The following is a 26,028-nucleotide window of genomic DNA, read 5'->3' on the forward strand; positions in this document are numbered from 1 at the left end:
ACCGGAGACGGTTTTTTCGTTTGCGGACTCAGAACGCGTAGAACGGTCCCGGTCCTGCGGGCGTCGGGCGTCCTGCGAGCGCCGTGAACACGCGCCGTCCGTAGAAGAAAGGCAAGCCCCAGTCGAAGAAGCCGCTCGCGGAGCCGGCGAGATTGTCGAAGGCGAAGTGGCCGGTGCCGAACAAGGCCGTCGATTGCGCGATGGTGAAGCTCACCGCGCTCTGCGCGCCGCTCGACGAACGGATCGTCGCGGCGATCGTCGTCGGCGTCGACGGGCAATACCACGCGCCGCACTTCGCGAGCGTCGCCGACGGGAAGAAGACGCCGTTCGATCCGCTATCGATGAAGCTCGAACCGTACTGGCTGCCGCCGAAATCCGTCGTGACGTAGCCGGACAGCGAACTCGCCTTGAGCACCGTGGCCGAGCCGAGCAAGTTGTTCGACTGCGAGCCGATGCCGAAGGTCATCGTCCCCGTGACCGCCGATGCGCCGCTATCCGGCAGGTCGGGCAGCTCGATCAGCACACCGTTGTTGTCCGACGCGAAGTTCGCGACCGGATTGGTCACCTGCTGCGCGACCGCCAGCTTGCTCGCGGTGCAGTTGCCCGAGATGCAGCTGTAGTACCAGCGCGGCATCGCCGAGGTCGCGCATCCCGCGCCGCAGTCGGCGGTGAACGGTCCGACGCCGAGTATGCCGTTGCCGCGCAGGCTCGACGCGGAGAGCATCGGCAGGCCGGACTGGCTGCAGTCCTGCGCCGCGTTGCCTGCGGCGGAGTCGGCGATCAGTTGCACGGAAGTCGAGCGCGCGACCTGGCTCGCGAGCCGGATATCGGCCGTGCGGACCGCGCCCCACGTATAGCCTGAGCCGAACACGGCGCATTCCGCGATGATCGCGCTCTGGCTGCCGCCCGCGACGAGCGGCAACGCGATCGACGGACTGAGTGCGGACGCCAGCACTCTCAAGCCGTGCGAGCCGGTATCGACCTGAATGTCGTCGATGGTCTGGCATGTGTCCGTGCCCGGCACGCAGATCGTCACGCTGGTTTGCAGCATGTTGCGCGTGTTGGTCGGCGTGCTGGAAACATGGATGATCTGGACGTTGGGCGTCGTCGATTGCGCGACGGTCGTGCCGGTGGATGGGGACGACGCCGCGCTCGCGGGCGTCGCGGCGCTGGCCGTCTGGGGCGCGCTGGCCTGGTGAGGCGACGCGGCGGCGCTGCCGTTCGAGCCGCCGTCCGAACCTCCGCCGCCGCCGCAGGCGTGAAGCAGAACGCAAGTGCCGAGTGCGGCGATCGAGAGAAGGGCGCGTGGGTTCATGGCGGGCCTCTTACTGAATGTCCGTTGCGCTCACGCCCGGCGGCAGGGCGCTCGCAAGCCATGCGCGGCCGATGAATTCGCGCAGCCGCATGCGATTTTCGACGACGAGATCGCCCGCGGCGACGTGCGCCGCATGCAGGCCCGCATCGCCGACCGACGCGCTCGCGCCTTGCCTGAACGTCTCGAAATGGCTGCCGAGCAGCGTGCGGACGTCCGGCATCGCCGGGCCGCGCCAGGACACCGCGTACACCGTGCCGCTCGAATCGACATACTCACGCACGACGATGCCGTCGGCATCGGTCGTTTCGTGGAATTTCACGAGGCCGCTCTGCGCCTGATGCACGACATCGCCCTGCGATGCGCTCGACGCGCGCCCGGCGGCACCGAGCTGCGCGTGCGCATTAGCCGACGCGCCGATCGCCAGAATGGTCAGGCATGCCGTCGCGTAGTGAGGAATTCTGATTTTTCTCATGACGTTCTCTCCGTTAATTAGGACTCTTCTTATTTTCGAGATGCGATTTTAGGAGGAAGTCAGAAAAAACTGATACACGTCGATGTTTCCGCGCGAAACGGGCGGATGCGCGTCGGAGAAAAAGAAGTTTCTATGAATCAAAAGGTTACGCAGATCGAAAAGCCGAATTGCCGCTTTTCGCGATTGTCATAAATTGTCAATTCGATGCGGAGCGGCTTAAATGGAAGTTTGAGGCGCGCCTTTTGGCTGCGCGTAGTCTGCTTTCGTCATTGAAAGGCAACGTTTAATGGGCGCGCTGCGCAGCCTTGCCGGAAGCCGTCGTGACCTCTTTTTTGTCACGGCGCACGGCGGACCGGTAAAATAACGGGTTGATCCACGGAAGAACGCCCGTGGCGTAGCGGAAGGACTTCTCCAAATGACAGATTTTCGTGTAACGAAGCGGATGGCTGCGCTTTTCGCGGTGGCCGGAATCGTGGCGGGATGTGGCTCGTCCAATCCCAACGCGTTCAACTACAAGAGCGATCAGCGTTCGAAACAGGTGTCTCTCGCCGTGCCGCCGAACCTGCTCGACGAAGCGGCCGATCAGCGTTCATTGCCGCCGCAGGGCGGGCAGGCATCGCTGTCCGATCTGCAGCAGATTCAGAAAGTCGCACCGAACGCGCCCACGGTGGTTCCGCCGGTGTCGGGCATGCGCGTTCAGCGCGACGGCACCGAGCGCTGGCTCGTCGTCGATGGCAAGACGCCCGATCAGGTGTGGCCGCAGGTCCGCCGTTTCTGGCAGGAGCAGGGCTTTCTGCTCGTCGTCGATCAGCGCGACAAGGGCGTGATGGAAACGGACTGGAACGAAACCCATCCGCAGATTTCCGACGGCCTGATCCGCGACACGCTCGCCAAGGCAACCGGCAACTCGTATGTCACGGCCGAGCGCAACAAGTACCGCACGCGTCTCGAAGCGGCGCCGAACGGCGGCACGTATGTGTTCATCAGCCAGAAGGGCATGCGCGAGGCGCTGACCGGCGTGAACAATGACACGAGCCAGTGGCAGGCCCGCCCGAACGATCCCGCGCTCGAGAACGAATACCTCAAGCGCCTGATGTCCTCGCTCTCGCTGGCCGACCAGCGGGCGGCTTCCGGCGGCGCAACGCCGCTCGACGCCCCGGCCGCCGGTGCTGCGGGCGCGCAAGCCGCGAAGGGCGGCGATGCGAAGGCGGCGTCGGTCGCGGCGCAGAACGCCGCGTACGCGGGCAATTCGCCGATCCGCAACGAAGTCGTGCCCGAGGCCGCATCGTCGCAACTGACCTTGCCGGAAGCGTACGACCGCGCGTGGTTGCGCGTGGGCATCGCGCTCGATCGCGCCAACTTCACGGTGGACGACCGCGACCGCAGCAAGGGCGTCTATTACGTGCGCTACGTCGATCCGACGGACAAGTCGTCGGCGGAACAAGGCTTCTGGAGCCAGGTGTTCCACGGCCGCAAGGAAATGAAGGCGAAGCAGTATCAGGTCAACGTGCGCGCCGTCACCGAGCAGCAAACGCGCGTGGCGATCGTCGACGACAAGGGCGAAGTCGATTCGTCGCCGCAAGCTCGCCAGATCATGGCGCTGCTCGCCGACCAGATCAGCTGATCGTTTTCCGCGCCGATCCGCAGAAACCGCCTCCTTCGCGAGGCGGTTTTTTTGCGCCGTCGATGCCGCCGCCGGGCGCGCAAACGATTTTTTCAGCGCGCACGGAAATGCGAGCGACGCGTAAATATTGCGCAGACAATTCTTTCTATCGGGAAATGTGCGCAAAAGCTTATAGAAATGAACGCCCGGACAGTACATTGCATCAGTGGCGTAAATCACCCGCCGGAAGTTCCACGAAGCGCGCGTATCACGCACGTTGTACCTGACAAACAGACGATTGGTTCGCGCTGCGCGAACCCCGATGGCCCCGTCGCCTATCCTCGTAGGGCGACGGTTTTTGCCCGCGTTTCTCTTGGAACGCGGGCTTTTTCTTTGGCTTGCAGATCGGGCGTTTTCGGCGACATGCGCGATGCGCGGTTATGCTCGTGCTTCCATCGTTCAAGTAAGAAAGGAGAAGCTCATGTCGGAAGTTGCCGTCGTCGCGATCTTTGTTGCCAAACCGGGCAAGGAAGAGGAACTGAGGGAAGTGCTGGAAGCGAACGTCGAGCCGACGCGCAAGGAGGCGGGTGCGCTGCAATACGACTTGCACCGCGACCTGAAGGAGCCGCGGCGCTTTATCTTCGTCGAGCGCTGGGAGAGCGAGGCCGCGCTCGCGAAGCACGGCGAAACGGCGCACATCCAGACGTTCCGCGCCAAATCGCCGGACTTGTGCGAGCACGGCGAAGTCCGTGTCGCGAGCAAGATTCTCTGACGGACCGGACAGCGCTTTTAATGCGTTTCTTGCGGGACGTCGAGGATCAGGATGATGGTCCAGTCGGCGTCGCCGTCGTGATGATACTGGCGCTCCGCGACGATGAACGGCTGCTGCTTGCCGGACGGTCCGAGGAACAGCACGTCGCCTTCCATCGGCAGGCATTCGACGGGCGGCAGCGCCAGATACGAGTCCTTGTTCGCGTTGCGCGGCATCAGTTTTTCGATCTTGCGCGATGCCGCTTCGGTCCATTCGATATCGAGCTGGATATTGCTCATGCTGTCGTTCGCACGATGAGTGCGCTCCACGGTTGAATCGTTGAAAAGACGATGCGCAATGTAGCACACGCCGTGCGCGATCCATGCGGCGTGCCAGACGAAAAAACGGCCCGAAGGCCGTTTTCCGTTCGTGCGCGAGACGACGCGAAACGCTCAAATTTCCTCGTACAGCGGCAGCGTCAGAAACTCGGTGAAGTGCGCCGAAGTCGACATTTCCTCGAAGATTTTCGCCGCGCGTTCGTAGGGCTTCGTGTCCGCGCCCGACGCGCTGACCGCCTGCTTCACCTTCTCCAGTTCGTCGATGGTGATCTCGCGCACCATCGATGCCGTGACCTTGCGGCCGTCGTCGAGCTTGCCCTTCGGCGAGCGGATCCATTGCCACACCTGCGAGCGCGAGATTTCGGCGGTCGCGGCGTCTTCCATCAGATTGTGGATCGGCACGCAGCCATTGCCCGCGAGCCACGAACCGAGATAGTGGACGCCGACGTTCACGTTGTTGCGCAAGCCCGCTTCGGTGATCGGCTCTTCCGGACGGAAGTCGAGCAGATCGTGCGCCGTCACCTGCACGTCGGTGCGCTGCTTATCGATCTGGTTGGGCTTGTCGCCGAGCACCTTCACGAACTCTTCCATCGCGACCGGCACGAGGCCCGGATGCGCGACCCAGCCACCGTCGTAGCCGTCAGAGGCGTCGCGCGCCTTGTCGGAGCGCACGCCGCCCATCGCTTTGTCGTTCGCGGCCGGATCGTTCTTGATCGGAATCAGCGCCGACATGCCGCCGATCGCCGGCGCATTGCGTTTGTGGCATGTCTTCAAAAGTTCGAGTGCATAGGCGCGCATGAAGGGCGACGTCATCGTGATCTTCGCGCGGTCGGCGAGGCAGAAGTCCGTGTCGTTCTTGAACTTCTTGATCGCCGAGAAGATGTAATCCCAGCGGCCCGCGTTGAGCCCCGAGCTATGCTCGCGCAGCTCGTACAGGATTTCGTCCATCTCGAACGCGGCGAGAATCGTTTCGACGAGCACCGTCGCGCGAATCGTGCCGCGCGGGATGCCGATGGCCTCCTGCGCCGCGACGAAAATGTCGTTCCACAGACGCGCTTCGAGATGGCTTTCCATCTTCGGCAGATAGAAGTACGGACCGCTGCCGCGCGCGATCAACTCCTTCGCGTTGTGAAACAGGAAGAGCGCGAAATCGAAGATGCCGCCCGACACGCGCTCGCCATCGACGGTGACGTGCTTTTCGTCGAGATGCCAGCCGCGCGGACGCACGATCAGCGTCGCGATCTTGTCGTTGAGCTTGTACGACTTGCCGTTCTGTTCGAGCGAAATCGTACGGCGCACGGCTTCCTTCAGATTGACCTGGCCGACGATCTGGTTGTCCCAGTTCGGCGCATTCGAATCCTCGAAGTCGGTCATGTAGGAATCCGCGCCGGAGTTGAGCGCGTTGATGATCATCTTGCGCTCGACCGGACCGGTGATCTCGACGCGACGGCATTGAAGATCTGCCGGCAGCGGCGCGACCTTCCAGTCGCCTTCGCGGATCGATTTCGTTTCTTCGAGGAAGCTCGGGCGCTCGCCCGCATCGAGACGCTTCGTGCGCTCGACGCGCGCCGCGAGCAATTGCTTGCGGCGCGGCTCGAACTGGCGATGCAGCGACGCGACGAACGCGAGCGCTTCGGGCGTCAGGATGGTCTCGTAGCCGGGCTTGATATCGGCTGAGATGGCCATGCCTTTCGGAAGCGAAAGCGGATTCGATGGATGCGTCATGGTTTTCTCCTTGGTCGGTCAGACGGTTTTGCTGGTGGTTGTGCGTGAAGCGTTGCGCTGCCTGCTTTTCGGCTGCGTGATCCGGCGAGAGTTGGCGACGGCGCGCGTCGCGCCGCCTTCGATGAAAGCGATGAGATCGGCCATGCCGCGGCCGCTGCCGTGCGGCGCGACGCCCAGTTCCTCGGGCGGCAGCGCGGCGCGGTTGATCCAGAAAGTCGTGTAGCCGAACCATGTTGCGCCGGCGACATTCCAGCCGTTGCTCGACGCGAATACGATGTCGCGCGCGCTGGCATCGAAGGCTCGGGTGCCGAGCGCGTAGGCGGCGGGCGCGGGCTGGTAGGCGCGCGCTGCATCGACCGACAGAACGTAATCGAAGAGGCCGCTCATGCCGGCGCTTTTCACGGCGATGTCGAGCATCGGCGGATTGCCGTTCGACAAAATCGCGAGCGGAATGGCGAGGCCGTCGCGCAACGATCTGAGCGCGGGCAGCGTGTCGGGGAACGCGGAAAGGCACGCGTATTCGTCCATCAGGCGCTTCTCGGCGGCGCTCGTGAGCGCATCGGCGAGGTTCAGGCGTGCAGCCGCGTGGCGCAGCGCATCGATCGTGACTGTCCAGAACGGCTCGTAGTGCGCGCCCGACGGATCGGCGAGCGTGCGCAGTTGCGTGTACTCGATCTGCTTGCGGCGCCAGAGCTTCGAGAGTGCGTCGCCGTGGCCGGGAAAGAGCTGCTCGGCCGCCGCGACGACCGAGTGGACGTCGAAAAGCGTGCCGTAAGCGTCGAAGATGACTGCGCGGGGGAGCTTGGACAACTCGCGGGAAAATTCGCTGGACGATGCGTGTGTCGTTATGGCCGACATAGCCTTGCGCTCCGTTTAGAGGTCGGAATCGATTGTATTCGTGATCTAAGTGATGGAAAAAGCTCCGCAGCATCACTTGATCTTTTACTTTTACTTACCTAATCTGTGGTTCAACACCGATATTGACGACGAACGCGCATGGATCGATTCAAGCAGATAGAAACCTTCGCTTCGGTCGCGGCGAAGGGCAGCCTGTCGGCGGCGGCACAGGCGGAGGGCATCGCGCCGGCCGTCATCGGACGCAGGCTGGATGCGCTCGAAGAGCGGCTCGGCGTGAAGCTGCTCGTGCGTACGACGCGCCGAATCACGCTGACCTTCGAAGGCTCCGCGTTTCTCGAGGACTGCCAGCGCGTCATCAACGACATGCAGAACGCGGAGGCGAGCGTGTCGGCGGGCGGCGTGAAGGCGAGCGGGCATTTGCGCGTCTCGGCGCCGGCGGGCTTCGGACGGCGTCACGTCGCGCCGCTCGTGCCGAAGTTCACGGCCTTGCATCCGGACGTTTCCGTGAGTCTCGATCTGACCGACCGCATGGTCGATCTCGTCAACGAAGGCTTCGACTGCGCCGTGCGTCTCGGCGAGTTGCCGGATTCGTCGCTCGTCTCGTTGAAGCTCGGAGAGAACCGGCGCGTGTGCGTCGCGTCGCCGGAGTATCTGGAAAAACGTGGCGAGCCCGCCGATCTCGCCGCCCTCGCGCATCACAATTGCCTGGCACTCGGCGCGTCGGCGAATCAGCAGCGTGGCTGGGTGTTCGAGCAGGACGGCAAGGTTGTCACGATCAAGGTTTCCGGCACGATGGAATGCTCGGACGGCGCCGTGCTGCACGAATGGTGTCTCGAAGGCCGCGGTCTCGCGTGGCGCTCGTGGTGGGAAGTCGGCGATGACATCGACGCTGGCCGCCTCGTCAGCGTGCTCGATGCGTACGCCGCGCCGCCGATCGGCATTCACGCGGTGTTTCCGCAGAGGCGGCATCTGCCGTTGCGCGTGCGATTGCTTCTCGATTTGCTCAAACATACCTATAACGCGACGGGATATTGGGGGTGACGGCGAGCCGGTGAAAGCTTCGGAATCCTATGCGCGGCGTCGCATCGCCGCGCGGGTACATCGAAATTGCTCTGCGCCGGCGCCCGTTACTACAATGGAATCACGCACCATCAACTGACGGGGGAGGACGCCATGTTCAAACACATCCTCGTGCCGACCGACGGCTCGGAGCTATCGCAAAAGGCCATCGACGGCGCGATCGATCTTGCGCAATCCGTCGGTGCGCGCATCACGGCTTACGCGTGCCTGCCTCAGTATCCGTATTCGCCATTCGCCGATGTCGCCGTCGAGCCGCCCGACGATTTTCACGCCCGCGCCGAGAACGAAGCCCGCGAACATCTGCGCGCGGTCGAGCGCGCCGCGGAAAGCGCCGGCGTGCCCTGCACGAGCGTGACGAGCATCGATGCCGCGCCGTATATCGGCATCATCGAGGCGGCGGAGCACAACGGTTGCGACGTGATCCTGATGGCGTCGCACGGACGGCGCGGTCTCGGCAGTCTGCTGATCGGCAGCGAAACGCAGCGCGTCCTGACGCATACGAAGATTCCGGTGATCGTGTATCGCTAGCGAGCGGCGTTCCCCGGCGCGCGGCTGCGCGCGCCGGGACCGCCGCTTCTTTTCACCACTCTCCCTGATTCGCCTGCTGAAGCCGTATTACGCGACCTTCTTGTCGAAGAACTGCTCGCCTTCGGTCGAGCCGTGCAGGGCGGTCGTCGATGCTTCCTTCTCGACCGTCTGCGTGACCGCGTCGAAGTAGCCGGTGCCCACTTCGCGCTGGTGCTTGACGGCCGTGAAGCCCTTGTCGGCGGCGGCGAATTCGGCCTGCTGCAATTCGACGAACGCGCTCATCTGCGAACGGGCGTAGCCGTGCGCGAGGTTGAACATCGAATAGTTCAGCGCGTGGAAGCCCGCCAGCGTGATGAACTGGAACTTGTAGCCCATCGCGCCGAGTTCACGCTGAAACTTGGCGATGGTCGCGTCGTCCAGATTCTTCTTCCAGTTGAACGACGGCGAGCAGTTGTACGACAGCATCTTGCCGGGGAATGCCTTGTGGATCGCCTCGGCGAACTTCTTCGCGTATTCGAGATCCGGCTTGCCCGTTTCGCACCAGACGAGATCGGCGTAGGGCGCGTAGGCGAGGCCGCGCGAAACTGCCTGCGCGAGACCCGGCTTCGTGCGGAAGAAGCCTTCCACCGTGCGCTCGCCGGTGAGGAACGGCTTGTCGTTGTCGTCGATGTCGGACGTGACGAGATCGGCGGCTTCGGCGTCCGTGCGGGCGATGAGCAACGTCGGCACGCCGCACACGTCCGCGGCCAGCCGCGCGGCCGACAGCTTCGCCACATTCTCGCGCGTCGGCACGAGCACCTTGCCGCCCATGTGACCGCATTTCTTGACCGACGCCAGTTGGTCCTCGAAGTGCACGCCCGCGGCGCCGGCTTCGATCATCGCCTTCATGAGTTCGAACGCGTTCAGCACGCCGCCGAAACCCGCTTCGGCATCGGCGACGATCGGCGCGAAGTAATCGATATAGCCTTCATCGCCTGGATTCTGCCCTTCCGACCATTGAATCTGATCGGCGCGGGTGAGCGTGTTGTTGATGCGCTTCACGACGAGCGGCACCGAATTCGCCGGATACAGCGACTGGTCGGGATACATTTCACCCGCGACGTTGGCATCTCCCGCCACTTGCCAGCCCGACAGATAGATCGCCTTGAGGCCGGCCTTGACCTGCTGCATCGCCTGATTGCCGGTCAGCGCGCCGAGCGCGTTGACGAACGGCTCGTCGTTGATCGATGCCCACAGCCGTTCGGCGCCGCGTCGCGCGAGCGTGTGCTCCGGCTGCACCGAGCCGCGCAGACGCACGACGTCATCCGCCGAGTAGCCGCGCTTGATGCCCTTCCAGCGCGGATCGGTTTCCCATTGCTGCTGGAGTTGCTGGGCTTGTTGTTGACGTGAGGTCATGGCGAATCTCCCTGAGACTGGACTGATGTTCCTGAATCGCATGAGCGGCGCCGAATCGGCGTTCTGCGTTTGCTCAACTCTTATATAAGAGTCTAGGCTAATGCGATTTTCCGAAACACCTCTCTGACAGAGATTTCGAGTTTATTTTCCTTGTTAAAAATCAACGAGATACGATCGGAATATCGTATTGCGGAACGGCGTTTTCTATCTTGCAACCGCCGGTTTTGTGCCGCGCAGCACCGCTTTTGCGACGCAAAAGAGCATTGCGCATGGTGAAATATGGCGACGGGGCGAAAAAAAACCGATGCACGAGGCATCGGTTTTTCTTTTCGCAACGGGGAAGCGGTATCAGGAACCGCTTCCCGCAAGCAGCTTAGCTGCCGCGGCGCGGGGCGCGCGGGCCGTCGTTACGGCGTGCGCTGTAGCCGTCGCGCGAGCCGTAGCCGCCTTCGCGATTGCCACCGCGATAGCCGCCGTCGCTGTTGCCGCCACGGTAGCCGCCATCGCTGTTGCCGCCGCGATAACCGCCGCCATCGCGATAACCGCCTTCGCGAGAACCTGCATTCGACTTGTTGCCATAACCGCCGGCGTTGCCCGGACCGTAACCACGGCCACTGCTGCTGCCGCCGCCATTGCCACCGAAGCGACGGCCACCGCCGTTACCGCCCGGACGGCCACGGCCGCCGCCGAAACCACCCTTCGGCGGCGCCTTGCGCGGTTCGAAGCCTGCGACGACGTTCACCGGCAGCGGCGCGCGCACGAAACGCTCGATGCGCTTCAACGCGCCCATTTCGGCGTAGTGCACGAGGCTCACCGCCGTGCCGCTGCGGCCAGCACGGCCGGTACGGCCGATACGGTGCACGTAGTCTTCCGCGAACTTCGGCAGGTCATAGTTGAAGACGTGCGTGATACCCGGAATGTCGATGCCGCGCGCGGCGACGTCGGTCGCGACCAGCACGCGCACGCGGCGCTCGCGCAGCGCGCGGATCGTCCGGTTGCGCGCGCCTTGCGGCAGATCGCCGTGCAGCGCGGCGGACTCGAAGCCCGCGTCGGCGAGACGGTTGGCGATCAGATCCGCGTCGCTCTTCGTCGCCGTGAATACGATCGCCTGATCCAGGCCTTCGCCGCGCAGCAGATGATCGAGCAAGCGGTCCTTGTGATCGCGGTCATCGACGTAATGCACGGTCTGCGCGATGTTGCTCTTCGCTTCGAGCTTCTGGACGATCTCGATGCGCTCCGGATCCTTCAGCAGCCGGCCGGTCAGCGACGTGATCTTGCTATCGATGGTCGCCGAGAAGAGCAGCGTCTGACGCGAGGCGGGCGTCGCGTCGACGATCGTCTCGATGTCTTCGATGAAGCCCATGTCGAGCATGCGATCGGCTTCGTCGAGCACGAGCATGTTGAGTTCCGACAGGTCGATGCGGCCGCGTTCCAGATGGTCGATCAGGCGGCCCGGCGTCGCGACGAGAATCTCAGGGTTCTTCGCGAGGAGCATGAGCTGCTGGCCATACGCGACACCGCCCAGAATGCTGACGGTGCGCAGGCGGCGCAGATGCTTGCCGTACGTGGTCGCGGCGGTGGAAACCTGCATCGCGAGTTCGCGCGTCGGCGTGAGCACGAGCAGCTTCGGGCGCGCGATCGGCTGCGGACGGCGGCCACGCGCTGCGTTCGGGTCGCGCGGCGCGCGCGGCTGTTGCGCTTCCAGCTTTTGCAGTTGCGCGAATTTTTCGATGGCGGGCAGCATGAACGCGGCCGTCTTGCCCGAACCGGTCGGGCTGGAGACGAGCAGATCGCGGCCGGCGAGCGCGGCGGGAATCGCGCGCTGCTGCACGGGCGTCGGGGATTCGTAGCCCGCAGCGGTCAGCGCGGACACGATATCGGCGGAAAGGCCGAGCGATTCGAAAGTGGGGCCGGCGGGCTTGTCGGCGGGTGCGTCGGTGGCCGGGGTATCGGCCGAGGGGGTGATGCCAATGTTTGCTGCGAGATTGTCCAACGGGCTAGCGGTGAAGCTCGAAGTCATGTCGATCCTTGAAACGAGGAATAAGGCGTCGGCGCCAATCGGCATACCCAGGTCGTTGGATTCAGCGAGCGAAGAAACAGCGAGCAAATCGAAAAACGTAGGCTACTCGCGCGAACGTGCGGCGAGTATCTTTGTTAGAAGCTGTATCGGATACGGCAGGCTCGATCGTTCCGAAGAGAACGACGGGCGCTGACGTCAGCCTGATGCATGACGGGCCGAGAAACGTGCTGCGCGCAAATGCGACGCAAAGGCCTGGCAGGAAGGGGACAGTTTCTAAACTGGATTGGAGCGAAACGCTACGAAGCGCCTTGCTGCGTGGGACTTGCCGGAAGGCTCGCCACCCGCAATCGAGCGCTGACCGCTAGTATATCGGAATTTGCTGCACTGCGCCACATTTTGACGCATCGCCGCGCCATCTTCGGGCATCGGACGGCGCGGCCGGTCCGCTGGAACTGGCCGACGCCGGCCGGAACTTCAGGCCGCCTCGCCCCGCTTGAGCGATTCGACGAGTTCGACGTAGCGTGCCTTGGCGTCGTCGGCGGGCGTGCCTTGCAGCGCGGCCCACGCTTCGTATTTGTATTTGCCGGCGATATTCGTGAAGCCCGGCTTTTCGCCTTGCACGTCGCCGATGCTCGCCTGCTTGAAAAGCGCATAAAGCCGCAACAGCGTGAGATTGCCGGGACGCTCGGGCAGTTGAGTCACGTCGGACTGGGCTTGGGCGAATTGCTGATCGATGTCGGTCATGCGTTCTCCGTTGTTATCGAGATGGACCGGACGATCTTAGCAAGCGAGACGCGCGAGCCCGGTCGAGGCTTTCCTCCAACCGAGGACGCCTTCCAGACGCCTTGCGGACGCGAATTGGATCGACCGCGTATCGCCGATCACGCGAATCCGGCGCATGTCCCGCATTACAATACCGGCTATGACACGCACCGTTTTGCTCGCCCTCGACACCTCGACGGAATTTTGCTCCGTCGCGCTCCTGCTCGCCGACAGCGCTTTCGCCGCCACTCCGAACTCCGCCGCGCCTCAATACGTGAACGGCGACACGCGCGTGTGGTTTCGCCACGAGGCGACCGGCGCCGTGTCGAGCACGCGCCTTTTGCCGGCCGTGCGCGAGCTTTTCGCCGACGCCGGGCTCGCGCTCGCCGACTGCGCGGCGATCGCATTCGGCGCGGGCCCAGGCTCCTTCACCGGCTTGCGCACGGCGACAGGCGTGGCGCAAGGCCTGGCGTTCGGTTTGAACGTGCCGGTCGTGCCGGTGAGCACGCTGCTCGCCTGCGCGGAGCACGCGCGCCTGAACGATCCGTCGATCCCGGCGCGCGTGCTAGCGGCGCTGGACGCCCGCATGGATGAAGCGTACTGGGCCGATTTCGAATTCGATGCCGCCGCCGGCGACTGGCGCACGCTGCATCCGGCCGCGCTCGATGCGCCCGGCGCGCTGCCTCTGCCCGACGTGCCGTTCGCGCTCGCGGGCAACGCCGCGTCCGCATTCGGCGATCGTCTGCCGGCGCTCGCCGCCGCCGCGCGTGTCGATCGCGAGGCGCTGCCGCACGCGCTGCCGGTCGCGCTCATCGGCTTGCGGGACTGGCGGGCTGGGCGCGCGGTCGCACCCGAACACGCCGCGCCCGAATATGTGCGCGACAAGGTCGCCCAGACGACGGCCGAACGCATGCAGACTCGCGAGGAGGCGCTTCGGTGAGCGGCGTGCTGCTGGCCGATCGGTATCTCACACCGATGACGGAAGCGGACCTCGACGAAGTCGCCGCGGTCGAAAAGCTCGCCTACGAGTTTCCGTGGAGCCGCGGCAATTTTCAGGATTCGCTGCGCAATGGCTATTTCGGCGTGTGTCTGCGCCATGTGACCGGCACGCTGATCGGCTATTGCGTGCTGATGCCCGTCGTCGACGAGATGCATCTGCTCAATCTGTGCGTCGCACCGTCTGCGCAGCGGGCGGGGGCGGGTCTGACGCTTCTGCGCGAAGCGGTCCGCATCACGCGCGCGGAGAAGCTCGAAGGCGTGCTGCTCGAAGTGCGGCCGTCCAATCCGCGCGCGATCCAGCTCTACGAGCGTTTTGGCTTCGCGGCCATCGGACGCCGCAAGAACTATTACCCCGCGCGGCATCGCTCGCGCGAGGACGCAATCGTCATGCGTCTGTCGTTTACGGAGGAGACTGCGCATGGCGCTCGATGAAATGCTGATCGAAGAGTTGGGAATCGGGCCGGTCTGGGTACGGCGTGGGCTTGCGCCCGCGCCGAAGGTCGAGGAAGAGCGCACGCCTGAAGCGATCGCCACGATGGCGGAAGCACCCGCGCCCGTCGTCGTCGACATGCGGCCGGAGCCGAAGCCGCTCCAGTCCGCACAGCCCGAATCCGACGCGCCGCCGCTCGACGCCTACGACGATCTCCCCTGGACCGACGAAACGCCGCTCCATGTCGAGCCCGCCACCGCGGAAGCCCCGAGCGACATCCACACGCTCGGCTGGGATGCGCTCGCCGAACGCGTCGCGAACTGCGAGCGCTGCCGTTTGTGCGAGCGCCGCACGAACACGGTCTTCGGCGTCGGCGATCGCGAAGCCGACTGGATGCTGATCGGCGAAGCGCCGGGCGAGAACGAGGACAAGCAAGGCGAGCCGTTCGTCGGCCAGGCGGGCAAGCTGCTCGACAACATGCTGCGCGCGCTCACGCTGTCGCGGCAGACGAACGTCTATATCGCGAATGTCATCAAGTGCCGGCCGCCCGGCAACCGCAATCCCGAGCTCGACGAAGTCGCGCGCTGCGAGCCGTATCTGCAACGGCAGGTCGAACTCGTGAAGCCGAAGGTCATCGTCGCGATGGGACGCTTCGCCGCGCAGAGTCTGCTGAAGAACGAGGCGAGCATCGCATCGATGCGCGGACGCGTGCACGAGTATCGTGGCGTGCCGGTGGTCGTCACGTATCACCCGGCTTATCTGCTGCGCAGCCTGCAGGACAAGTCGAAGGCGTGGGCCGATCTCTGCCTCGCGCGCAATACGTATCGCGAGGCGCTCGCCGCGCTCGGCGTCGAGCAAGGAGCAGAGAAGGGCGGCGTCTGATGACGGCCCGGGCGAGCGATCTCACGCGTCTCGTCGATCGTTTCGGCGACGTCACGGTTCGCGATCTCGCCTGGCTTCTGTTCGCTCCCGATCTGCTGCGCGAAGGCGACGCCGCGCTCGCGCATCCGTTCGCGTCGACAGCGGAGCGCGACGCGACGCTCGTGTGGCTGAAGGCGCTCGATGCCGCGCCGCAGCCGCTGCACGATCACGCGCGCGATCCGAAGTTCACGCGCCTCGGCATCTACGCCGAGAGCCTCATCCGCTTTTTTCTCGCGCACGGTCCGGCGGCGCGCCTCATCGCGGCGAACGTGCCGTTGCGGCAACAGCGGCGCACCATCGGCGAATGCGATTTCCTGCTCGAATCGGCGGATGGCGCGCGGCTGCACTGGGAGCTGGCGGTGAAGTTCTACCTGCATATCGACGATAGCGACGGCGATGCGGCGCGCGCGGCGCGTCTGTCGAACTACGTCGGGCCGAATCTGCAGGATCGCTTCGATATCAAGCACGAGCGGCTTCTCACGCATCAACTAGCGCTGACGCGGCGCGCCGAGTTCGCGTTGCTCGGCTTCGACGGTCCGTGGCAGGCGCAGTTGTTCATCAAAGGCCGGCTTTTCTATCACGGGCTCGGCGGCGACGAGGTCGTGCCCGCGCGCGAAATAGGGGAGCACCATCTGCGCGGATGGTGGCTGACGGCGTCGGAATGGCGCGACGCGCGCTCGAATGCGTCGGACGATGAGCGCGCGTGGGTCGTGCAGCCGCGCATGGCGTGGCTCGCGTCGCGGCGGCTCGATGCGGATTCCGCCGAAACGCTGATCGCGGAATCGGAGGCGATTCGCGCGCGTCTCGAAGGCACGATCGCGCCGACGATGGTTGCCGCCTACGCGCGCGACGAAGCGGGAAATTTCGTGGAGGAATCGCGAGGCTTCATCGTGCCGGACGACTGGCCGGAGCGCGCGCGGGCGTTCGCCGCGTCGGCGGACTGATCACCGGCTGATCACCACCAGCGGAAAAAATGATGCACCGGACCGACGCCATGACCGACGTCGAGCCGCACGCTCGCTTCGATCGCGCCGGTCAGATAGCGCTTCGCCTCGGCGGTCGCGCTCGCAAGATCGTCGGTTTGCGCAATCAGCGCCGCGATCGCCGACGACAGCGTGCAGCCCGTGCCGTGCGTGTTCTTGAGCGGCACGCGCGCGCCGCCGAGCCTCAGTGCGCCCGCCGCCTCGATCAGCCAGTCGGGACTGTCGTTCGATGCAAGGTGGCCGCCTTTCATCAGCACGGCCCGCGCGCCGAGCGCGCGCAAGGCTTCGCCCTGACGGACCATCGCGTCTTCGTCGGCGGCGCTTTCTTCGCCTAACAGCGCCGCCGCTTCCGGCAGATTCGGCGTGACGAGCGTCGCGAGCGGCAGCAATTCGTCGCGCAACGCGACAACGGCTTCCGGCGCCAGCAGCGCGTGATTGCTCTTCGAGATCATCACGGTGTCGAGCACAACATGTTTCGGCCGATGGCGCTTGAGCGCCTCGGCGACCGCGCGCACGATGCCCGCGTTCGCCAGCATGCCGATCTTCACGGCATCGATGCGGATGTCGTCGAACACGGCGTCGAGCTGCGCCGCGATGAACGCGGGCTCCGGCGCGTGAACGGCTGTCACGCCGCGCGTGTTTTGCGCGGTGAGCGCCGTGATGACGCTCGCGCCGTACGCGCCGAGCGCGGAGAACGCCTTCAGATCGGCCTGAATGCCCGCGCCGCCGCCCGAGTCGGAGCCGGCGATCGTGAGGACGTTCGGAATGGTTTTCGTGATTGCCATGAGCTTAGATGCGTGACTGTGCGATGGTCGCGGCAAGCGCCGAGGCCGCCGTGCGCGGATCGGTCGCCTTGCAGATCGCCGACACCACCGCGAGACCGGCGGGCTTCGCGCGCATGACGTCTGCGGCGTTATGTGCCTGAATGCCGCCGATCGCGACGGTCGGCACATGCGCGGCCGCGCAGATTTCAGCGAGACCCTCGATGCCGCAGGGCGTGGAGGCGTCGGTCTTGGTCGGCGTCGCGTACACCGGACCCGCGCCGAGATAATCGACGACGCCCGCGCGTTTCGCCGCGTCGGCGGTTTCATCGAGATTCGATACCGACAGGCCGATCAGCGCGTCCGGCCCGAGCAGTCGGCGCGCGACATCGGCGGGCAGATCGCGCTGGCCGATATGCACGCCATCCGCGCCGACAGCCAGCGCGACATCGACATGATCGTTGACGACGAACGGCACGCCGTGCGCGCGCGTGATCGGCAGCAGATCGCGCGCGAGATCGAACCACGCGCGCTTGTGCCACTCGGGCGCGCGCAGTTGCACGATGGTCGCGCCGCCTTCGAGCGCGGCGCGCGCGACACGAACCGCCGCGTCATGACCGCCGCACTGCACGGGATCGAGCACGAGATAGAGCGAGAGATCGAACGAAGCGCGCATGTCAGCCGGCAACGATGTCGCGCTGCACGAGCGTCTTGCCGAACGCGGCTTCATCGAGCGATGCGAGCCGGTCCAGATACGCGACGGCGAAGCTGCCGGGCAGCGCGGCGTCGCGCGCGGCGAGTTCCCCCGCGATGGTCGAATAGGCGATGGCGGCGACGGTCGCGGACCAGAACGCGTCGCGATCCGGCGCCGCGCCGACGAACGCGGCCACCGTCGCGGACAACGCGCAGCCGACGCCCGTCACGCGCGTCATCAAGGGCGAGCCGTTCGACATCGCGATGACGCGGCGGCCATCGGTCACGTAATCGGTCTCGCCCGTGACCGCGACGACGGCCTGCGTCTTCAGCGCGAGCACCTGCGCGGCGTCGAGCGCGGCATCGGTGGCGGCGGTGCTGTCGACGCCGCGTCCGCTCGCTGCGCCCCCCGACAAGCTGATGATCTCCGACGCGTTGCCGCGGATCACCGCGGGCTTCGCATCGAGCAGATCGAACGCAAATTCGGTGCGAAACGCGAGCGGCCCGACCGCGACCGGATCGAGCACCCACGGCGTGCCCGCGCTGTTGGCGGCCTCGACGGCGGCGCGGATCGCGCGGCTCTGCGGCACGTCGAGCGTGCCGAGATTGACCGACAGCGCATTGGCGACGGCCGCGAATTCGCCGACTTCCTCGCGCGCGACGACCATCGCGGGCGCGGCGCCGATCGCGAGCAGCACGTTCGCGGTGAAGTTGGTGACGACGAGATTCGTGAGGCAATGCACGAGCGGCGCGCGTTCGCGCACGCGGGTGACGAAGGAAAAGAGATCGGCGGCAAGCATGATGCGAAGAGGGTCAGTGCCGCGCTTCGCCGATCAGCGCGACCGAATCGAACGCGCGCTGATTGGCCTGATGCCGTCGCATCACGAAGTACATCATGAGACACACGAACGAGCCGAACAGCACGATGACGAACTGGATCGGCACGTCGAGCCACACGAGCACGGCGTAGAGGCACAGCATGACGAGCACCGACAGGTTCTCGTTGAAGTTCTGCACGGCGATGGAATGCCCGGCGGAAAGCAGAACGTGCCCGCGATGCTGGAGCAGCGCGTTCATCGGCACGACGAAGAAGCCCGACAGTCCGCCGACGATCATCAGGAACACATATGCGATCAGCAGATAGCCGGGGAAGTGCATCTTGCCGAAGTAGATGCCCCAGTGCGCGGGAAAGAGATGGCGCGTGTAGAAGGCCATCAGCATGACGGCGAGTCCCATGACGATGCCTACCGGCAGCACGCTGAGCGAGCGCTTGAGCGGCACGCGCGCGGCCGCGAGCACCGCGCCCGCCGCGACGCCGACCGCGATCACCGCCTGCAGGATCGCTGCCTGCGAGAGCGTCATGCCGAGCGACACTTCGGCCCATTTCAGCACGATGAACTGCAGCGTCGCGCCTGCGCCCCAGAAGAGCGTCGTGACGGCGAGCGAGATCTGGCCGAGCTTGTCGCGCCAGAGCACGAGAAAGCAGTCGGCGAAATCGGTGATGAGCTTGAGCGGCCGCGTCTCCTGCTTCGGATAGCGCGCGCCGGTGTCGGGAATGCGCAGATTGAAGATCGCGGCGATCACGTACATCAGCATGATGACGAGCATTGCGGCTTCGGCGGGCGTGTTGATGCGCGGAATGTGCAGCGACAGCAGATGACTGGCGATATGCGGACTGATGAGCGCGCCGCCCATGACCGTGCCGAGGATGATCGAGCCGACCGTCGTGCCTTCGATCCAGCCGTTCGCGGCGACGAGCCGATCGGCTGGCAGGAGCTCGGTCAGAATGCCGTATTTCGCGGGCGAATAGGCCGCCGCGCCGAACCCGACGATGCCATACGCGAGCAACGGATGCGCGCCGAAGAGCATCGTCACGCAGCCCACGACCTTGATCGAATTGGTCACGAACATGACGTGGCCCTTGGGCCGGGAATCCGCGAAAGCGCCGACGAAAGCCGCGAGAATCACATACGACAGGACGAAGAACAGCTTGAGCAGCGGCGTCATCCAGTTCGGGGCGTGAAGGTCTTTCAGCAGTGCAATGGCAGCGATCAGTAGAGCGTTATCGGCCAGCGATGAGAAAAACTGCGCGGCCATGATGGTGTAAAAACCTTTTTTCATCTGATCCGAAGCTTTCCTCACTGCGGGTGATCCGCCCCGGGCACCGGTCGTGCACTCGGGCTTATGCCTTTCGAAATGGGTTGTGTGCACGGCTTTATAACACGAAAATAGGCGCATTCTGACTAGCAGTAATCTCGATCGCGCCAGAAATGACGCGCCTGTGTTCGTGATTCCTCATAACATACTGATTCGCAAGGCGTCCCGGTCGGCGCAGCAGGACGCGTCCCGCTCGCGTATGCTGGCCTTTTAGACCGCACTCGTTGCAATTCCACCAAACGCTCATGCCGCGCCCCCTTTCAGCAACAATTCACACCGCCGCGCTCGCCAACAACCTGGCCGTTGCACGCAAGTACGCCCCGAAATCCAAGATCTGGGCCGTCGTCAAGGCCAATGCATATGGCCACGGTCTCGCCCGGGCGTTCCCCGGTTTGCGCGCAACGGACGGCTTTGGCCTTCTCGACCTCGAAGAAGCCGCGAAGTTGCGTGAATTGGGGTGGGCCGGGCCAATTCTTTTGCTCGAGGGCTTTTTCCGGCCGACCGACATCGACGTGATCGACCGCTATAGCCTCACCACGGCCGTGCACTGCGACGAGCAGTTGCGGATGCTGGAAATGGCGCGGCTGTCGAAACCGGTCAACATTCAGTTGAAGATGAACAGCGGCATGAACCGGCTCGGCTATACGCCCGAGAAGTTCCGCGCCGCGTGGGAGCGCGCGCGCGCCGTGCAGGGCGTCGGCCAGATCACGCTCATGACCCATTTTTCCGATGCCGATGGCCCGCGCGGCGTCGCGCATCAACTGGAAGCGTTCGAACGCGGCGCGGAAGGCATCGCGGGCGCGCGCAGTCTCGCGAACTCGGCGGCGCTCTTGTGGCACCCGGGCGCGCACTTCGACTGGGTGCGGCCCGGCATCATGCTGTACGGCGCATCGCCGTCGGGCGTGACCGCGGATATCGCCGATACCGGCCTCAAGCCCGCGATGACGCTCCAGTCCGAGCTGATCGCCGTGCAGACGGTCGACGCGGGGAGCAGCATCGGTTATGGCTCGACGTATACAGCGGGAACGCCGATGCGCATCGGCGTGGTCGCGTGCGGCTACGCGGACGGCTATCCGCGCGTGGCGCCCGAAGGCACGCCCGTGATCGTCGACGGCGCGAGAACGCGGCTCGTCGGCCGCGTGTCGATGGACATGCTGACCGTCGATCTGACGCCGTGCCCGAACGCCGGCATCGGTTCGCGCGTGGAACTGTGGGGCGCGAATCTGCCGATCGACGATGTCGCGAGCTCGGCCGGCACGATCGGCTACGAACTCATGTGCGCGATCGCGCAACGCGTGCCGGTGCGCGCGGAATAACAACACGAAATCAACAACAAGAAATCAGGCAAGGCTTCGAGTGGCAAAAGTAGCGAAGGCAAAAACGCTGTATGTGTGCAGCGAATGCGGCGGGGAATCGCCGAAGTGGACCGGCCAGTGCGCCGCATGCAACGCGTGGAACACGCTGACCGAATCGGTGGCGCAGACGGCGTCGAACCATCGCTTCCAGGCGCTCGCGAAGAGTTCGCCGGTGCGCAAGCTCGCGGAAATCGAGGCGTCGGACGTGCCGCGCTTCACGACGGGCGTCGGCGAATTCGATCGCGTGCTGGGCGGCGGGCTCGTGCCGGGCGGCGTCGTGCTGATCGGCGGCGATCCGGGCATCGGCAAATCGACATTGCTACTGCAATCGCTCGCCGAAATCGCGCGCGAGCGGCCGGCGCTCTACGTGAGCGGTGAGGAATCCGGCGCGCAGATCGCGCTGCGCGCGCAGCGGCTCGGACTGATCGGCGGCGCGAGCGCCGCGGGCGATCTCGCGCTGCTCGCGGAAATTCAGCTCGAAAAGATCCAGGCGACCATCGATGAGCAACGGCCTGAAGTCGCCGTCATCGACTCGATTCAGACGATCTACTCGGAAGCGCTGACGTCCGCGCCCGGCTCCGTCGCGCAAGTGCGCGAGTGCGCGGCGCAACTCACGCGCATCGCGAAGCAGACGGGCACGTCGATCATCATGGTCGGCCACGTGACGAAAGAGGGCAGCCTCGCGGGACCGCGCGTGCTGGAGCACATCGTCGATACCGTGCTGTATTTCGAAGGCGACACGCACTCGTCGTTCAGGCTCGTGCGCGCGTTCAAGAATCGCTTCGGCGCCGTCAACGAGCTCGGCGTCTTCGCCATGACGGAAAAGGGCTTGCGCGGCGTCGCCAATCCGTCGGCGCTATTTTTGTCGCAGCACGAGCAGAGCGTCGCGGGTTCGTGCGTGCTCGTGACGCAGGAAGGTTCGCGGCCGCTGCTCGTCGAAGTGCAGGCGCTCGTCGATACCGCGCACGTGCCCAATCCGCGCCGGCTCGCGGTCGGGCTGGAACAAAACCGGCTGGCGCTGTTGCTGGCGGTGCTGCATCGGCACGCGGGAATTGCGTGTTTCGATCAGGACGTGTTCCTGAACGCGGTCGGCGGCGTGAAGATCACCGAGCCCGCCGCCGATCTCGCCGTGCTGCTCGCGATCCACTCGTCGATGCGCAACAAGCCGCTGCCGAAGGGTCTCATTACGTTCGGCGAGGTGGGCTTGGCGGGTGAGATCCGGCCGTCTCCGCGCGGGCAGGATCGCCTGAAGGAAGCGGCGAAGCTAGGCTTTTCCGTCGCGCTCATTCCGAAGGCGAACGCGCCCAAGCAGGCCATCGACGGTCTGAAGGTGATCGCCGTGGACCGCATCGAGGAAGCGATCGACCGCGTTCGCGACCTCGAATGATTTCGCGATCGGACCCTTCGTAACGGCGTGTAAAAATCCCGTTGCGCAATGTAACCCAACGGACGCGCGGTTTTCCTATCCTTACAGGGCTACGGACCCGGCCAACTTCGCCAAGGGCATTTCAACACGCGAAGTGACCGGAAGGATCGAGAGGACCACGCATTGAAACACGCTAATTCAGCCCGGCCGAAGCCCGCTTTCCACCTGCGCGGATGCCGCGTCTCCGCGCCGCTTCAGCAGCCTTGGGGCAGCGGCTGCCGGATCGTCGAATGGATCGACGAGCAAGGCCAGATCTCGCGTCGCGTCGTCGCGGCCGATGTCACCGAGGATCAAGTCGTCGCGACCATTCGCGAGCATGTGACGGGCCGCAAGCATGTGCTCGTCGACGACGAACGTCAGCCGCGTCAGGTCTTGCCGCGGCGTTAGGCGCTTCTGAAAAGCGGGTGTGCCGCCGCTTCGGCAGGCGTCAGCACGGGCGCGACGCAGCAATCGAGCGGCTCCAGCAACGTCATCCATTCGTCGCGCGTGCGTTCGCGGAAAATCGCGGCAAGCTGCGCGGACAAGTCTGCCGCGTCCGCACCGCCGATCGCCTGTCCGAGGCTCCAGTGCCGCGTCGCCCAATCGGGACGGCCGAGCGCTTCGCACAAGGTCTGCCAGAACTTCAGCTCCAGCGCGCCGACCGCGACGAAACGGTCATCGCGCGTGCGATACACGTCATAGCAGGGCGCGCCGCCGTTCAGCAGGCCAGCGCCCGCGCGCGTCGTGGCTTCGTCGGCATTGGCGAGCGCGATATGCGCCATCACGTTGTGCGCGTGCGCCGCGTGCGTCATCGACACATTCAGGCAACGTCCTTCGCCGCCGCGCGCGACGTGCCACGCCGCCGCCAGTATTTCCATGACCGCCGAAAGCGCGCCGCCGAGCAGATCCGCCAGTTGGAAATTCGGCGCGATGGGGGTGCCGTCGCGCGCCGCGAGCTGATCCAGCACGCCCGCATACGCGATGTAGTTCAGATCGTGTCCGGCCTTCTGCGCGAACGGTCCCTCGCTGCCGAAACCGGTGATCGCGCAATAGACGAGCTTCGGATTTGCCTCGCGCAGCACGTCGTAGCCGACGCCCAGCCGCGCCATCACCGAAGGTCGAAAGCTCTCGACGAGCACGTCTGCATCGCGCGCAAGTTCGATCAATTTCGCGCGGCCTTCGTCCGTTTTGAGATCGAGCGTGAGCTGCCGCTTTCCGCGATTGACGATGCGATAAAACGCGCTCGGCGTGCCGCTTTGCCGATCGGCTTCGCTTTGCAGCATCGTGCGGGTGTAGTCGCCTTCGCCCGGCGGCTCGATCTTGAGCACATCGGCGCCGAGTTCCGCGAGCCGTAGCGTGGCGATGGGGCCAGGTAGAAGCCGCGTCAGATCCAGCACGCGCAGGCCGGTGAGGGAAGGCGTCGTCAAGTTGTCGATCTCCGGTTATGAGCCGATCTGCTCCAGTTCCTCGTGCGCTTCGAGCCACTCCATTTCGAGCGTTTCGAGGCGCGCATTCACTTCGCCCTGGCGTCGGATCGTCTCAGTGAGTTTCGCTTTCATCGGCGCTTCGTAGCTCGCCGGATCGGCGACGAACGCATCGAGTGCCGATTTTTCCGCGTTGAGCTTTTCCATCTCTTTCTCGATCTTGGCGATGCGCGACTTGAGCGGCTTCGTCAGATGCGCAAGCTTTTGCCGTTCCTGAGCTTCCTGCCGGCGCTGTTCCTTGCGATTGAGCGCGCTGTCGGACGCCTCGCCCGAGGCCGCGGCGCTCGCTTCCTTCGCCGCCGCGCGCGTTTCGGCGGCGTGCTGCAGAAGCCAGTCGCGGTAGTCGTCGAGATCGCCGTCGAACGGACTCAGGCGATGCTTCGCGACGAGCATGAACGTGTCGGTCGTCGCGCGCAGCAAGTGCCGGTCGTGCGACACGAGTATGAGCGTGCCTTCGAACTGCGCGAGCGCCATGGTCAGCGCGTGGCGCGTTTCGAGGTCGAGGTGGTTGGTCGGCTCGTCGAGCAGCAGCAGATTCGGCTTTTGCCAGATGATGAGCGCCAGCGCGAGCCGCGCCTTCTCGCCGCCGGAAAAGGGCGCGATCTTCGCGGTCGCCATGTCGCCGGAGAAGTTGAAGCTGCCGAGAAAGTCGCGCAGTTCCTGCTCGCGCGTGTCCGGTGCGAGGCGCGCGAGATGCTGGAGCGGGGAATCGTCCGGGCGCAGCGTTTCCAGTTGATGCTGCGCGAAATAGCCGATCTGCAAGCCTTTGCCCTGCCGGACGTCGCCGGAAAGCGGTTCGAGCGTCTGCGCGAGCGTCTTGATGAGCGTCGATTTCCCCTGACCGTTCGCGCCGAGCAAGCCGATGCGCTGGCCGTTCTGGATCGACAGCGTCACGCCTTCGACGATTGGAATCTCGCCGCCCGCGTCGTTGTGATAGCCGCAACGCACGCTCTCCATGACCATCATCGGATTCGGCGCGGCGTCGGGCTCGCGGAATTCGAACGTGAAGGGCGAGGTTGCGTGCGCGGGCGCGATCAGCTCCATCTTCTCCAGCGCCTTCACGCGGCTTTGCGCCTGCTTGGCTTTGGTCGCCTTGGCCTTGAATCGGTCGATGAAACTCTGCAGATGCGCGACTGTCCTTTGCTGCTTCTCGTACGCGCTTTGTTGCAGCGCGATCTGCTGCGCGCGCAGCACTTCGAACTGGCTGTAGTTGCCGCCGTAGCGCTTCACCTGACGATTTTCCAGATGCAGCGTGACGTTGCAGACCGAATCGAGGAACTCACGGTCGTGCGAGATCACGACGAGCGTGCCCGCATAGCGCCCGAGCCAGTCTTCCAGCCAGACGATGGCGTCGAGGTCCAGGTGGTTGGTCGGTTCGTCGAGCAGCAGCAGATCGGACGGACACATCAGCGCCTGCGCGAGATTCAGGCGCATGCGCCAGCCGCCCGAGAAGCTCGACACCGGCTCGCGCGTCTGCTCGAGCGTGAAGCCGAGACCGAGCAGCAGCGTTTCGGCGCGCGCGGGCGCCGTGTAGCCGTCGGCATCGGCGAAGGCGGCGTGGGCTTCCGCTTCGGCCGCGCCGTCATGCGCGGCGGACGCGGCCACGATGCGCGCCTCGATCGCACGCAGATGCGTGTCGCCGTCGAGCGTGTAGTCGAGTGCGCTGCGATCCACGGCGGGCGTTTCCTGCGCGACGTGCGCGATGCGCCACGACGGCGGCATCGAGAAATCGCCGCCGTCCGCGTGCAATTCGCCGCGCAGCACGGAAAAGAGCGTCGACTTGCCCGCGCCGTTTGCGCCGACGAGACCGGCCTTCTCGCCCGGATTGAGCGTGAAGCTCGTGTCTTCGAAAAGCGGCTTGGTGCCGCGGGACAGGCTGAACTGGTTGAAGCGGATCACGTCGGAATGGCGGCGAAAAGGGCGCGGCTTTGAGGGAAAGCGCTATTTTAGACCGGACCGATTGCGCGGCAGGGGGCGGCCGTTCGGCTAATGG

General features: G+C 64.9%; 25 protein-coding genes. 11 read left to right on the forward strand and 14 right to left on the reverse strand.

Annotation, left to right across the window (positions count from 1 at the left end; genetic code table 11):
• Positions 1 to 28: 28 nt before the first annotated feature.
• Together QCE58_RS06815 and QCE58_RS06820 are read right to left on the reverse strand one after the other, a co-directional pair.
• Positions 29 to 1,315: a DUF3443 domain-containing protein gene (locus QCE58_RS06815; protein ID WP_250521066.1), complete on the reverse strand. Its 1,287-nt coding sequence runs from the start codon at positions 1,313 to 1,315 to the stop codon at positions 29 to 31.
• 10 nt (positions 1,316 to 1,325) lie between these two features.
• The gene (locus QCE58_RS06820) at positions 1,326 to 1,787 is read right to left on the reverse strand and encodes a DUF2844 domain-containing protein (RefSeq protein ID WP_008350161.1); all 462 of its coding nucleotides are present in this window, start codon (positions 1,785 to 1,787) and stop codon (positions 1,326 to 1,328) included.
• 415 nt (positions 1,788 to 2,202) lie between these two features.
• Here QCE58_RS06820 and bamC point away from each other — a divergent pair, with 415 nt between their 5' ends.
• Together bamC and QCE58_RS06830 are read left to right on the forward strand one after the other, a co-directional pair.
• Positions 2,203 to 3,411, forward strand: coding sequence for an outer membrane protein assembly factor BamC (gene bamC, locus QCE58_RS06825; protein ID WP_034472024.1), 1,209 nt, complete (start codon positions 2,203 to 2,205; stop codon positions 3,409 to 3,411).
• 460 nt (positions 3,412 to 3,871) lie between these two features.
• Positions 3,872 to 4,162, forward strand: coding sequence for a putative quinol monooxygenase (locus QCE58_RS06830; protein WP_008350158.1), 291 nt, complete (start codon positions 3,872 to 3,874; stop codon positions 4,160 to 4,162).
• Positions 4,163 to 4,179: 17 nt separating this feature from the next.
• Here the strand turns inward: QCE58_RS06830 and QCE58_RS06835 are convergent, their stop codons facing one another.
• The 3 genes from QCE58_RS06835 to QCE58_RS06845 all read right to left on the reverse strand — a co-directional run bounded on the left by QCE58_RS06835 (position 4,180) and on the right by QCE58_RS06845 (position 7,062).
• Entirely contained in the window at positions 4,180 to 4,440 is a 261-nt protein-coding gene (locus QCE58_RS06835; protein WP_008350156.1) for a hypothetical protein, read from the reverse strand.
• Positions 4,441 to 4,593: 153 nt separating this feature from the next.
• Entirely contained in the window at positions 4,594 to 6,204 is a 1,611-nt protein-coding gene (gene aceB, locus QCE58_RS06840) for a malate synthase A (RefSeq protein WP_034472023.1), read from the reverse strand.
• A gap of 18 nt (positions 6,205 to 6,222) precedes the next feature.
• Positions 6,223 to 7,062 carry a haloacid dehalogenase type II gene (locus QCE58_RS06845; protein ID WP_051996521.1) on the reverse strand — a complete coding sequence of 280 codons (840 nt, stop codon included), beginning with the start codon at positions 7,060 to 7,062 and terminating at the stop codon, positions 6,223 to 6,225.
• A gap of 138 nt (positions 7,063 to 7,200) precedes the next feature.
• Between QCE58_RS06845 and QCE58_RS06850 the strand changes: the two genes are divergently transcribed.
• Positions 7,201 to 8,103 (forward strand): LysR family transcriptional regulator, encoded by a 903-nt coding sequence (locus tag QCE58_RS06850; protein WP_250521067.1) that lies wholly within the window; start codon positions 7,201 to 7,203, stop codon positions 8,101 to 8,103.
• 132 nt (positions 8,104 to 8,235) lie between these two features.
• Positions 8,236 to 8,670 (forward strand): universal stress protein, encoded by a 435-nt coding sequence (locus QCE58_RS06855; RefSeq protein WP_250521068.1) that lies wholly within the window; start codon positions 8,236 to 8,238, stop codon positions 8,668 to 8,670.
• An 87-nt stretch (positions 8,671 to 8,757) separates the two neighbouring features.
• On the opposite strand, the gene aceA is transcribed toward QCE58_RS06855, so the two are convergent.
• The 3 genes from aceA to QCE58_RS06870 all read right to left on the reverse strand — a co-directional run bounded on the left by aceA (position 8,758) and on the right by QCE58_RS06870 (position 12,829).
• Positions 8,758 to 10,065, reverse strand: coding sequence for an isocitrate lyase (gene aceA, locus QCE58_RS06860; protein WP_250521069.1), 1,308 nt, complete (start codon positions 10,063 to 10,065; stop codon positions 8,758 to 8,760).
• Positions 10,066 to 10,438: 373 nt separating this feature from the next.
• Positions 10,439 to 12,085, reverse strand: coding sequence for a DEAD/DEAH box helicase (locus QCE58_RS06865; protein ID WP_034472015.1), 1,647 nt, complete (start codon positions 12,083 to 12,085; stop codon positions 10,439 to 10,441).
• 474 nt (positions 12,086 to 12,559) lie between these two features.
• Entirely contained in the window at positions 12,560 to 12,829 is a 270-nt protein-coding gene (locus QCE58_RS06870; RefSeq protein WP_250521070.1) for an acyl-CoA-binding protein, read from the reverse strand.
• Positions 12,830 to 13,007: 178 nt separating this feature from the next.
• Between QCE58_RS06870 and tsaB the strand changes: the two genes are divergently transcribed.
• From tsaB to QCE58_RS06890, 4 genes are read left to right on the forward strand one after another with little or no spacing between them, the layout of a single operon-like run.
• Positions 13,008 to 13,787 carry a tRNA (adenosine(37)-N6)-threonylcarbamoyltransferase complex dimerization subunit type 1 TsaB gene (gene tsaB / locus QCE58_RS06875; RefSeq protein ID WP_250521071.1) on the forward strand — a complete coding sequence of 260 codons (780 nt, stop codon included), beginning with the start codon at positions 13,008 to 13,010 and terminating at the stop codon, positions 13,785 to 13,787.
• A complete protein-coding gene (gene rimI, locus QCE58_RS06880; protein WP_008350138.1) occupies positions 13,784 to 14,278 on the forward strand; it encodes a ribosomal protein S18-alanine N-acetyltransferase in 495 nt (164 codons plus the stop codon). Before tsaB ends, rimI begins: the two co-directional genes overlap by 4 nt.
• A complete protein-coding gene (locus QCE58_RS06885; RefSeq protein WP_250439596.1) occupies positions 14,265 to 15,158 on the forward strand; it encodes a uracil-DNA glycosylase family protein in 894 nt (297 codons plus the stop codon). The genes rimI and QCE58_RS06885 overlap by 14 nt, the downstream gene beginning before the upstream one ends.
• Complete coding sequence (locus QCE58_RS06890) at positions 15,158 to 16,141, forward strand: DUF1853 family protein (RefSeq protein WP_250521072.1); 984 nt, start codon at positions 15,158 to 15,160, stop codon at positions 16,139 to 16,141. Before QCE58_RS06885 ends, QCE58_RS06890 begins: the two co-directional genes overlap by 1 nt.
• An 11-nt stretch (positions 16,142 to 16,152) precedes the next feature.
• On the opposite strand, the gene thiD is transcribed toward QCE58_RS06890, so the two are convergent.
• From thiD to lplT, 4 genes are read right to left on the reverse strand one after another with little or no spacing between them, the layout of a single operon-like run.
• Entirely contained in the window at positions 16,153 to 16,959 is an 807-nt protein-coding gene (gene thiD, locus QCE58_RS06895) for a bifunctional hydroxymethylpyrimidine kinase/phosphomethylpyrimidine kinase (protein WP_309779713.1), read from the reverse strand.
• A gap of 10 nt (positions 16,960 to 16,969) precedes the next feature.
• Positions 16,970 to 17,617: a thiamine phosphate synthase gene (thiE, locus tag QCE58_RS06900; RefSeq protein WP_250521074.1), complete on the reverse strand. Its 648-nt coding sequence runs from the start codon at positions 17,615 to 17,617 to the stop codon at positions 16,970 to 16,972.
• Between the two features lies 1 nt (position 17,618).
• A complete protein-coding gene (gene thiM, locus QCE58_RS06905) occupies positions 17,619 to 18,434 on the reverse strand; it encodes a hydroxyethylthiazole kinase (RefSeq protein WP_034472006.1) in 816 nt (271 codons plus the stop codon).
• Between the two features lie 13 nt (positions 18,435 to 18,447).
• A complete protein-coding gene (gene lplT, locus QCE58_RS06910; RefSeq protein WP_008350127.1) occupies positions 18,448 to 19,755 on the reverse strand; it encodes a lysophospholipid transporter LplT in 1,308 nt (435 codons plus the stop codon).
• Positions 19,756 to 20,036: 281 nt separating this feature from the next.
• Between lplT and alr the strand changes: the two genes are divergently transcribed.
• The 3 genes from alr to QCE58_RS06925 all read left to right on the forward strand — a co-directional run bounded on the left by alr (position 20,037) and on the right by QCE58_RS06925 (position 22,959).
• Positions 20,037 to 21,107 carry an alanine racemase gene (gene alr / locus QCE58_RS06915; protein WP_034472003.1) on the forward strand — a complete coding sequence of 357 codons (1,071 nt, stop codon included), beginning with the start codon at positions 20,037 to 20,039 and terminating at the stop codon, positions 21,105 to 21,107.
• Between the two features lie 40 nt (positions 21,108 to 21,147).
• Positions 21,148 to 22,533, forward strand: coding sequence for a DNA repair protein RadA (gene radA / locus QCE58_RS06920; protein WP_175979974.1), 1,386 nt, complete (start codon positions 21,148 to 21,150; stop codon positions 22,531 to 22,533).
• A gap of 162 nt (positions 22,534 to 22,695) precedes the next feature.
• Positions 22,696 to 22,959, forward strand: coding sequence for a DUF2866 domain-containing protein (locus QCE58_RS06925; RefSeq protein ID WP_008350121.1), 264 nt, complete (start codon positions 22,696 to 22,698; stop codon positions 22,957 to 22,959).
• Here QCE58_RS06925 and QCE58_RS06930 read toward each other — a convergent pair.
• Together QCE58_RS06930 and QCE58_RS06935 are read right to left on the reverse strand one after the other, a co-directional pair.
• The gene (locus tag QCE58_RS06930) at positions 22,956 to 23,978 is read right to left on the reverse strand and encodes a CaiB/BaiF CoA-transferase family protein (protein WP_034471999.1); all 1,023 of its coding nucleotides are present in this window, start codon (positions 23,976 to 23,978) and stop codon (positions 22,956 to 22,958) included. The genes QCE58_RS06925 and QCE58_RS06930 overlap by 4 nt on opposite strands.
• Before the next feature lie 15 nt (positions 23,979 to 23,993).
• On the reverse strand, positions 23,994 to 25,934 hold the full coding sequence (locus tag QCE58_RS06935; RefSeq protein WP_008350117.1) for an ATP-binding cassette domain-containing protein: 1,941 nt from the start codon (positions 25,932 to 25,934) through the stop codon (positions 23,994 to 23,996).
• Positions 25,935 to 26,028: the final 94 nt, after the last annotated feature.

It is taken from the genome of Caballeronia sp. LZ028, assembly GCF_031451415.1.
GTDB lineage: Bacteria > Pseudomonadota > Gammaproteobacteria > Burkholderiales > Burkholderiaceae > Caballeronia > Caballeronia zhejiangensis.

Excerpts from the sequence above, each read along its gene's own strand:
- bamC (WP_034472024.1), top strand. The coding sequence starts at position 2,203 with ATGACAGATTTTCGTGTAACGAAGCGGATGGCTGCGCTTTTCGCGGTG.
- QCE58_RS06870 (WP_250521070.1), bottom strand. The coding sequence starts at position 12,829 with ATGACCGACATCGATCAGCAATTCGCCCAAGCCCAGTCCGACGTGACT.
- aceA (WP_250521069.1), bottom strand. The coding sequence starts at position 10,065 with ATGACCTCACGTCAACAACAAGCCCAGCAACTCCAGCAGCAATGGGAA.
- QCE58_RS06865 (WP_034472015.1), bottom strand. The coding sequence starts at position 12,085 with ATGACTTCGAGCTTCACCGCTAGCCCGTTGGACAATCTCGCAGCAAAC.
- QCE58_RS06835 (WP_008350156.1), bottom strand. The coding sequence starts at position 4,440 with ATGAGCAATATCCAGCTCGATATCGAATGGACCGAAGCGGCATCGCGC.
- QCE58_RS06855 (WP_250521068.1), top strand. The coding sequence starts at position 8,236 with ATGTTCAAACACATCCTCGTGCCGACCGACGGCTCGGAGCTATCGCAA.
- QCE58_RS06830 (WP_008350158.1), top strand. The coding sequence starts at position 3,872 with ATGTCGGAAGTTGCCGTCGTCGCGATCTTTGTTGCCAAACCGGGCAAG.
- QCE58_RS06820 (WP_008350161.1), bottom strand. The coding sequence starts at position 1,787 with ATGAGAAAAATCAGAATTCCTCACTACGCGACGGCATGCCTGACCATT.
- thiE (WP_250521074.1), bottom strand. The coding sequence starts at position 17,617 with ATGCGCGCTTCGTTCGATCTCTCGCTCTATCTCGTGCTCGATCCCGTG.
- QCE58_RS06815 (WP_250521066.1), bottom strand. The coding sequence starts at position 1,315 with ATGAACCCACGCGCCCTTCTCTCGATCGCCGCACTCGGCACTTGCGTT.
- tsaB (WP_250521071.1), top strand. The coding sequence starts at position 13,008 with ATGACACGCACCGTTTTGCTCGCCCTCGACACCTCGACGGAATTTTGC.
- QCE58_RS06850 (WP_250521067.1), top strand. The coding sequence starts at position 7,201 with ATGGATCGATTCAAGCAGATAGAAACCTTCGCTTCGGTCGCGGCGAAG.
- QCE58_RS06885 (WP_250439596.1), top strand. The coding sequence starts at position 14,265 with ATGGCGCTCGATGAAATGCTGATCGAAGAGTTGGGAATCGGGCCGGTC.
- QCE58_RS06890 (WP_250521072.1), top strand. The coding sequence starts at position 15,158 with ATGACGGCCCGGGCGAGCGATCTCACGCGTCTCGTCGATCGTTTCGGC.
- lplT (WP_008350127.1), bottom strand. The coding sequence starts at position 19,755 with ATGAAAAAAGGTTTTTACACCATCATGGCCGCGCAGTTTTTCTCATCG.
- alr (WP_034472003.1), top strand. The coding sequence starts at position 20,037 with ATGCCGCGCCCCCTTTCAGCAACAATTCACACCGCCGCGCTCGCCAAC.
- thiM (WP_034472006.1), bottom strand. The coding sequence starts at position 18,434 with ATGCTTGCCGCCGATCTCTTTTCCTTCGTCACCCGCGTGCGCGAACGC.
- QCE58_RS06845 (WP_051996521.1), bottom strand. The coding sequence starts at position 7,062 with ATGTCGGCCATAACGACACACGCATCGTCCAGCGAATTTTCCCGCGAG.
- aceB (WP_034472023.1), bottom strand. The coding sequence starts at position 6,204 with ATGACGCATCCATCGAATCCGCTTTCGCTTCCGAAAGGCATGGCCATC.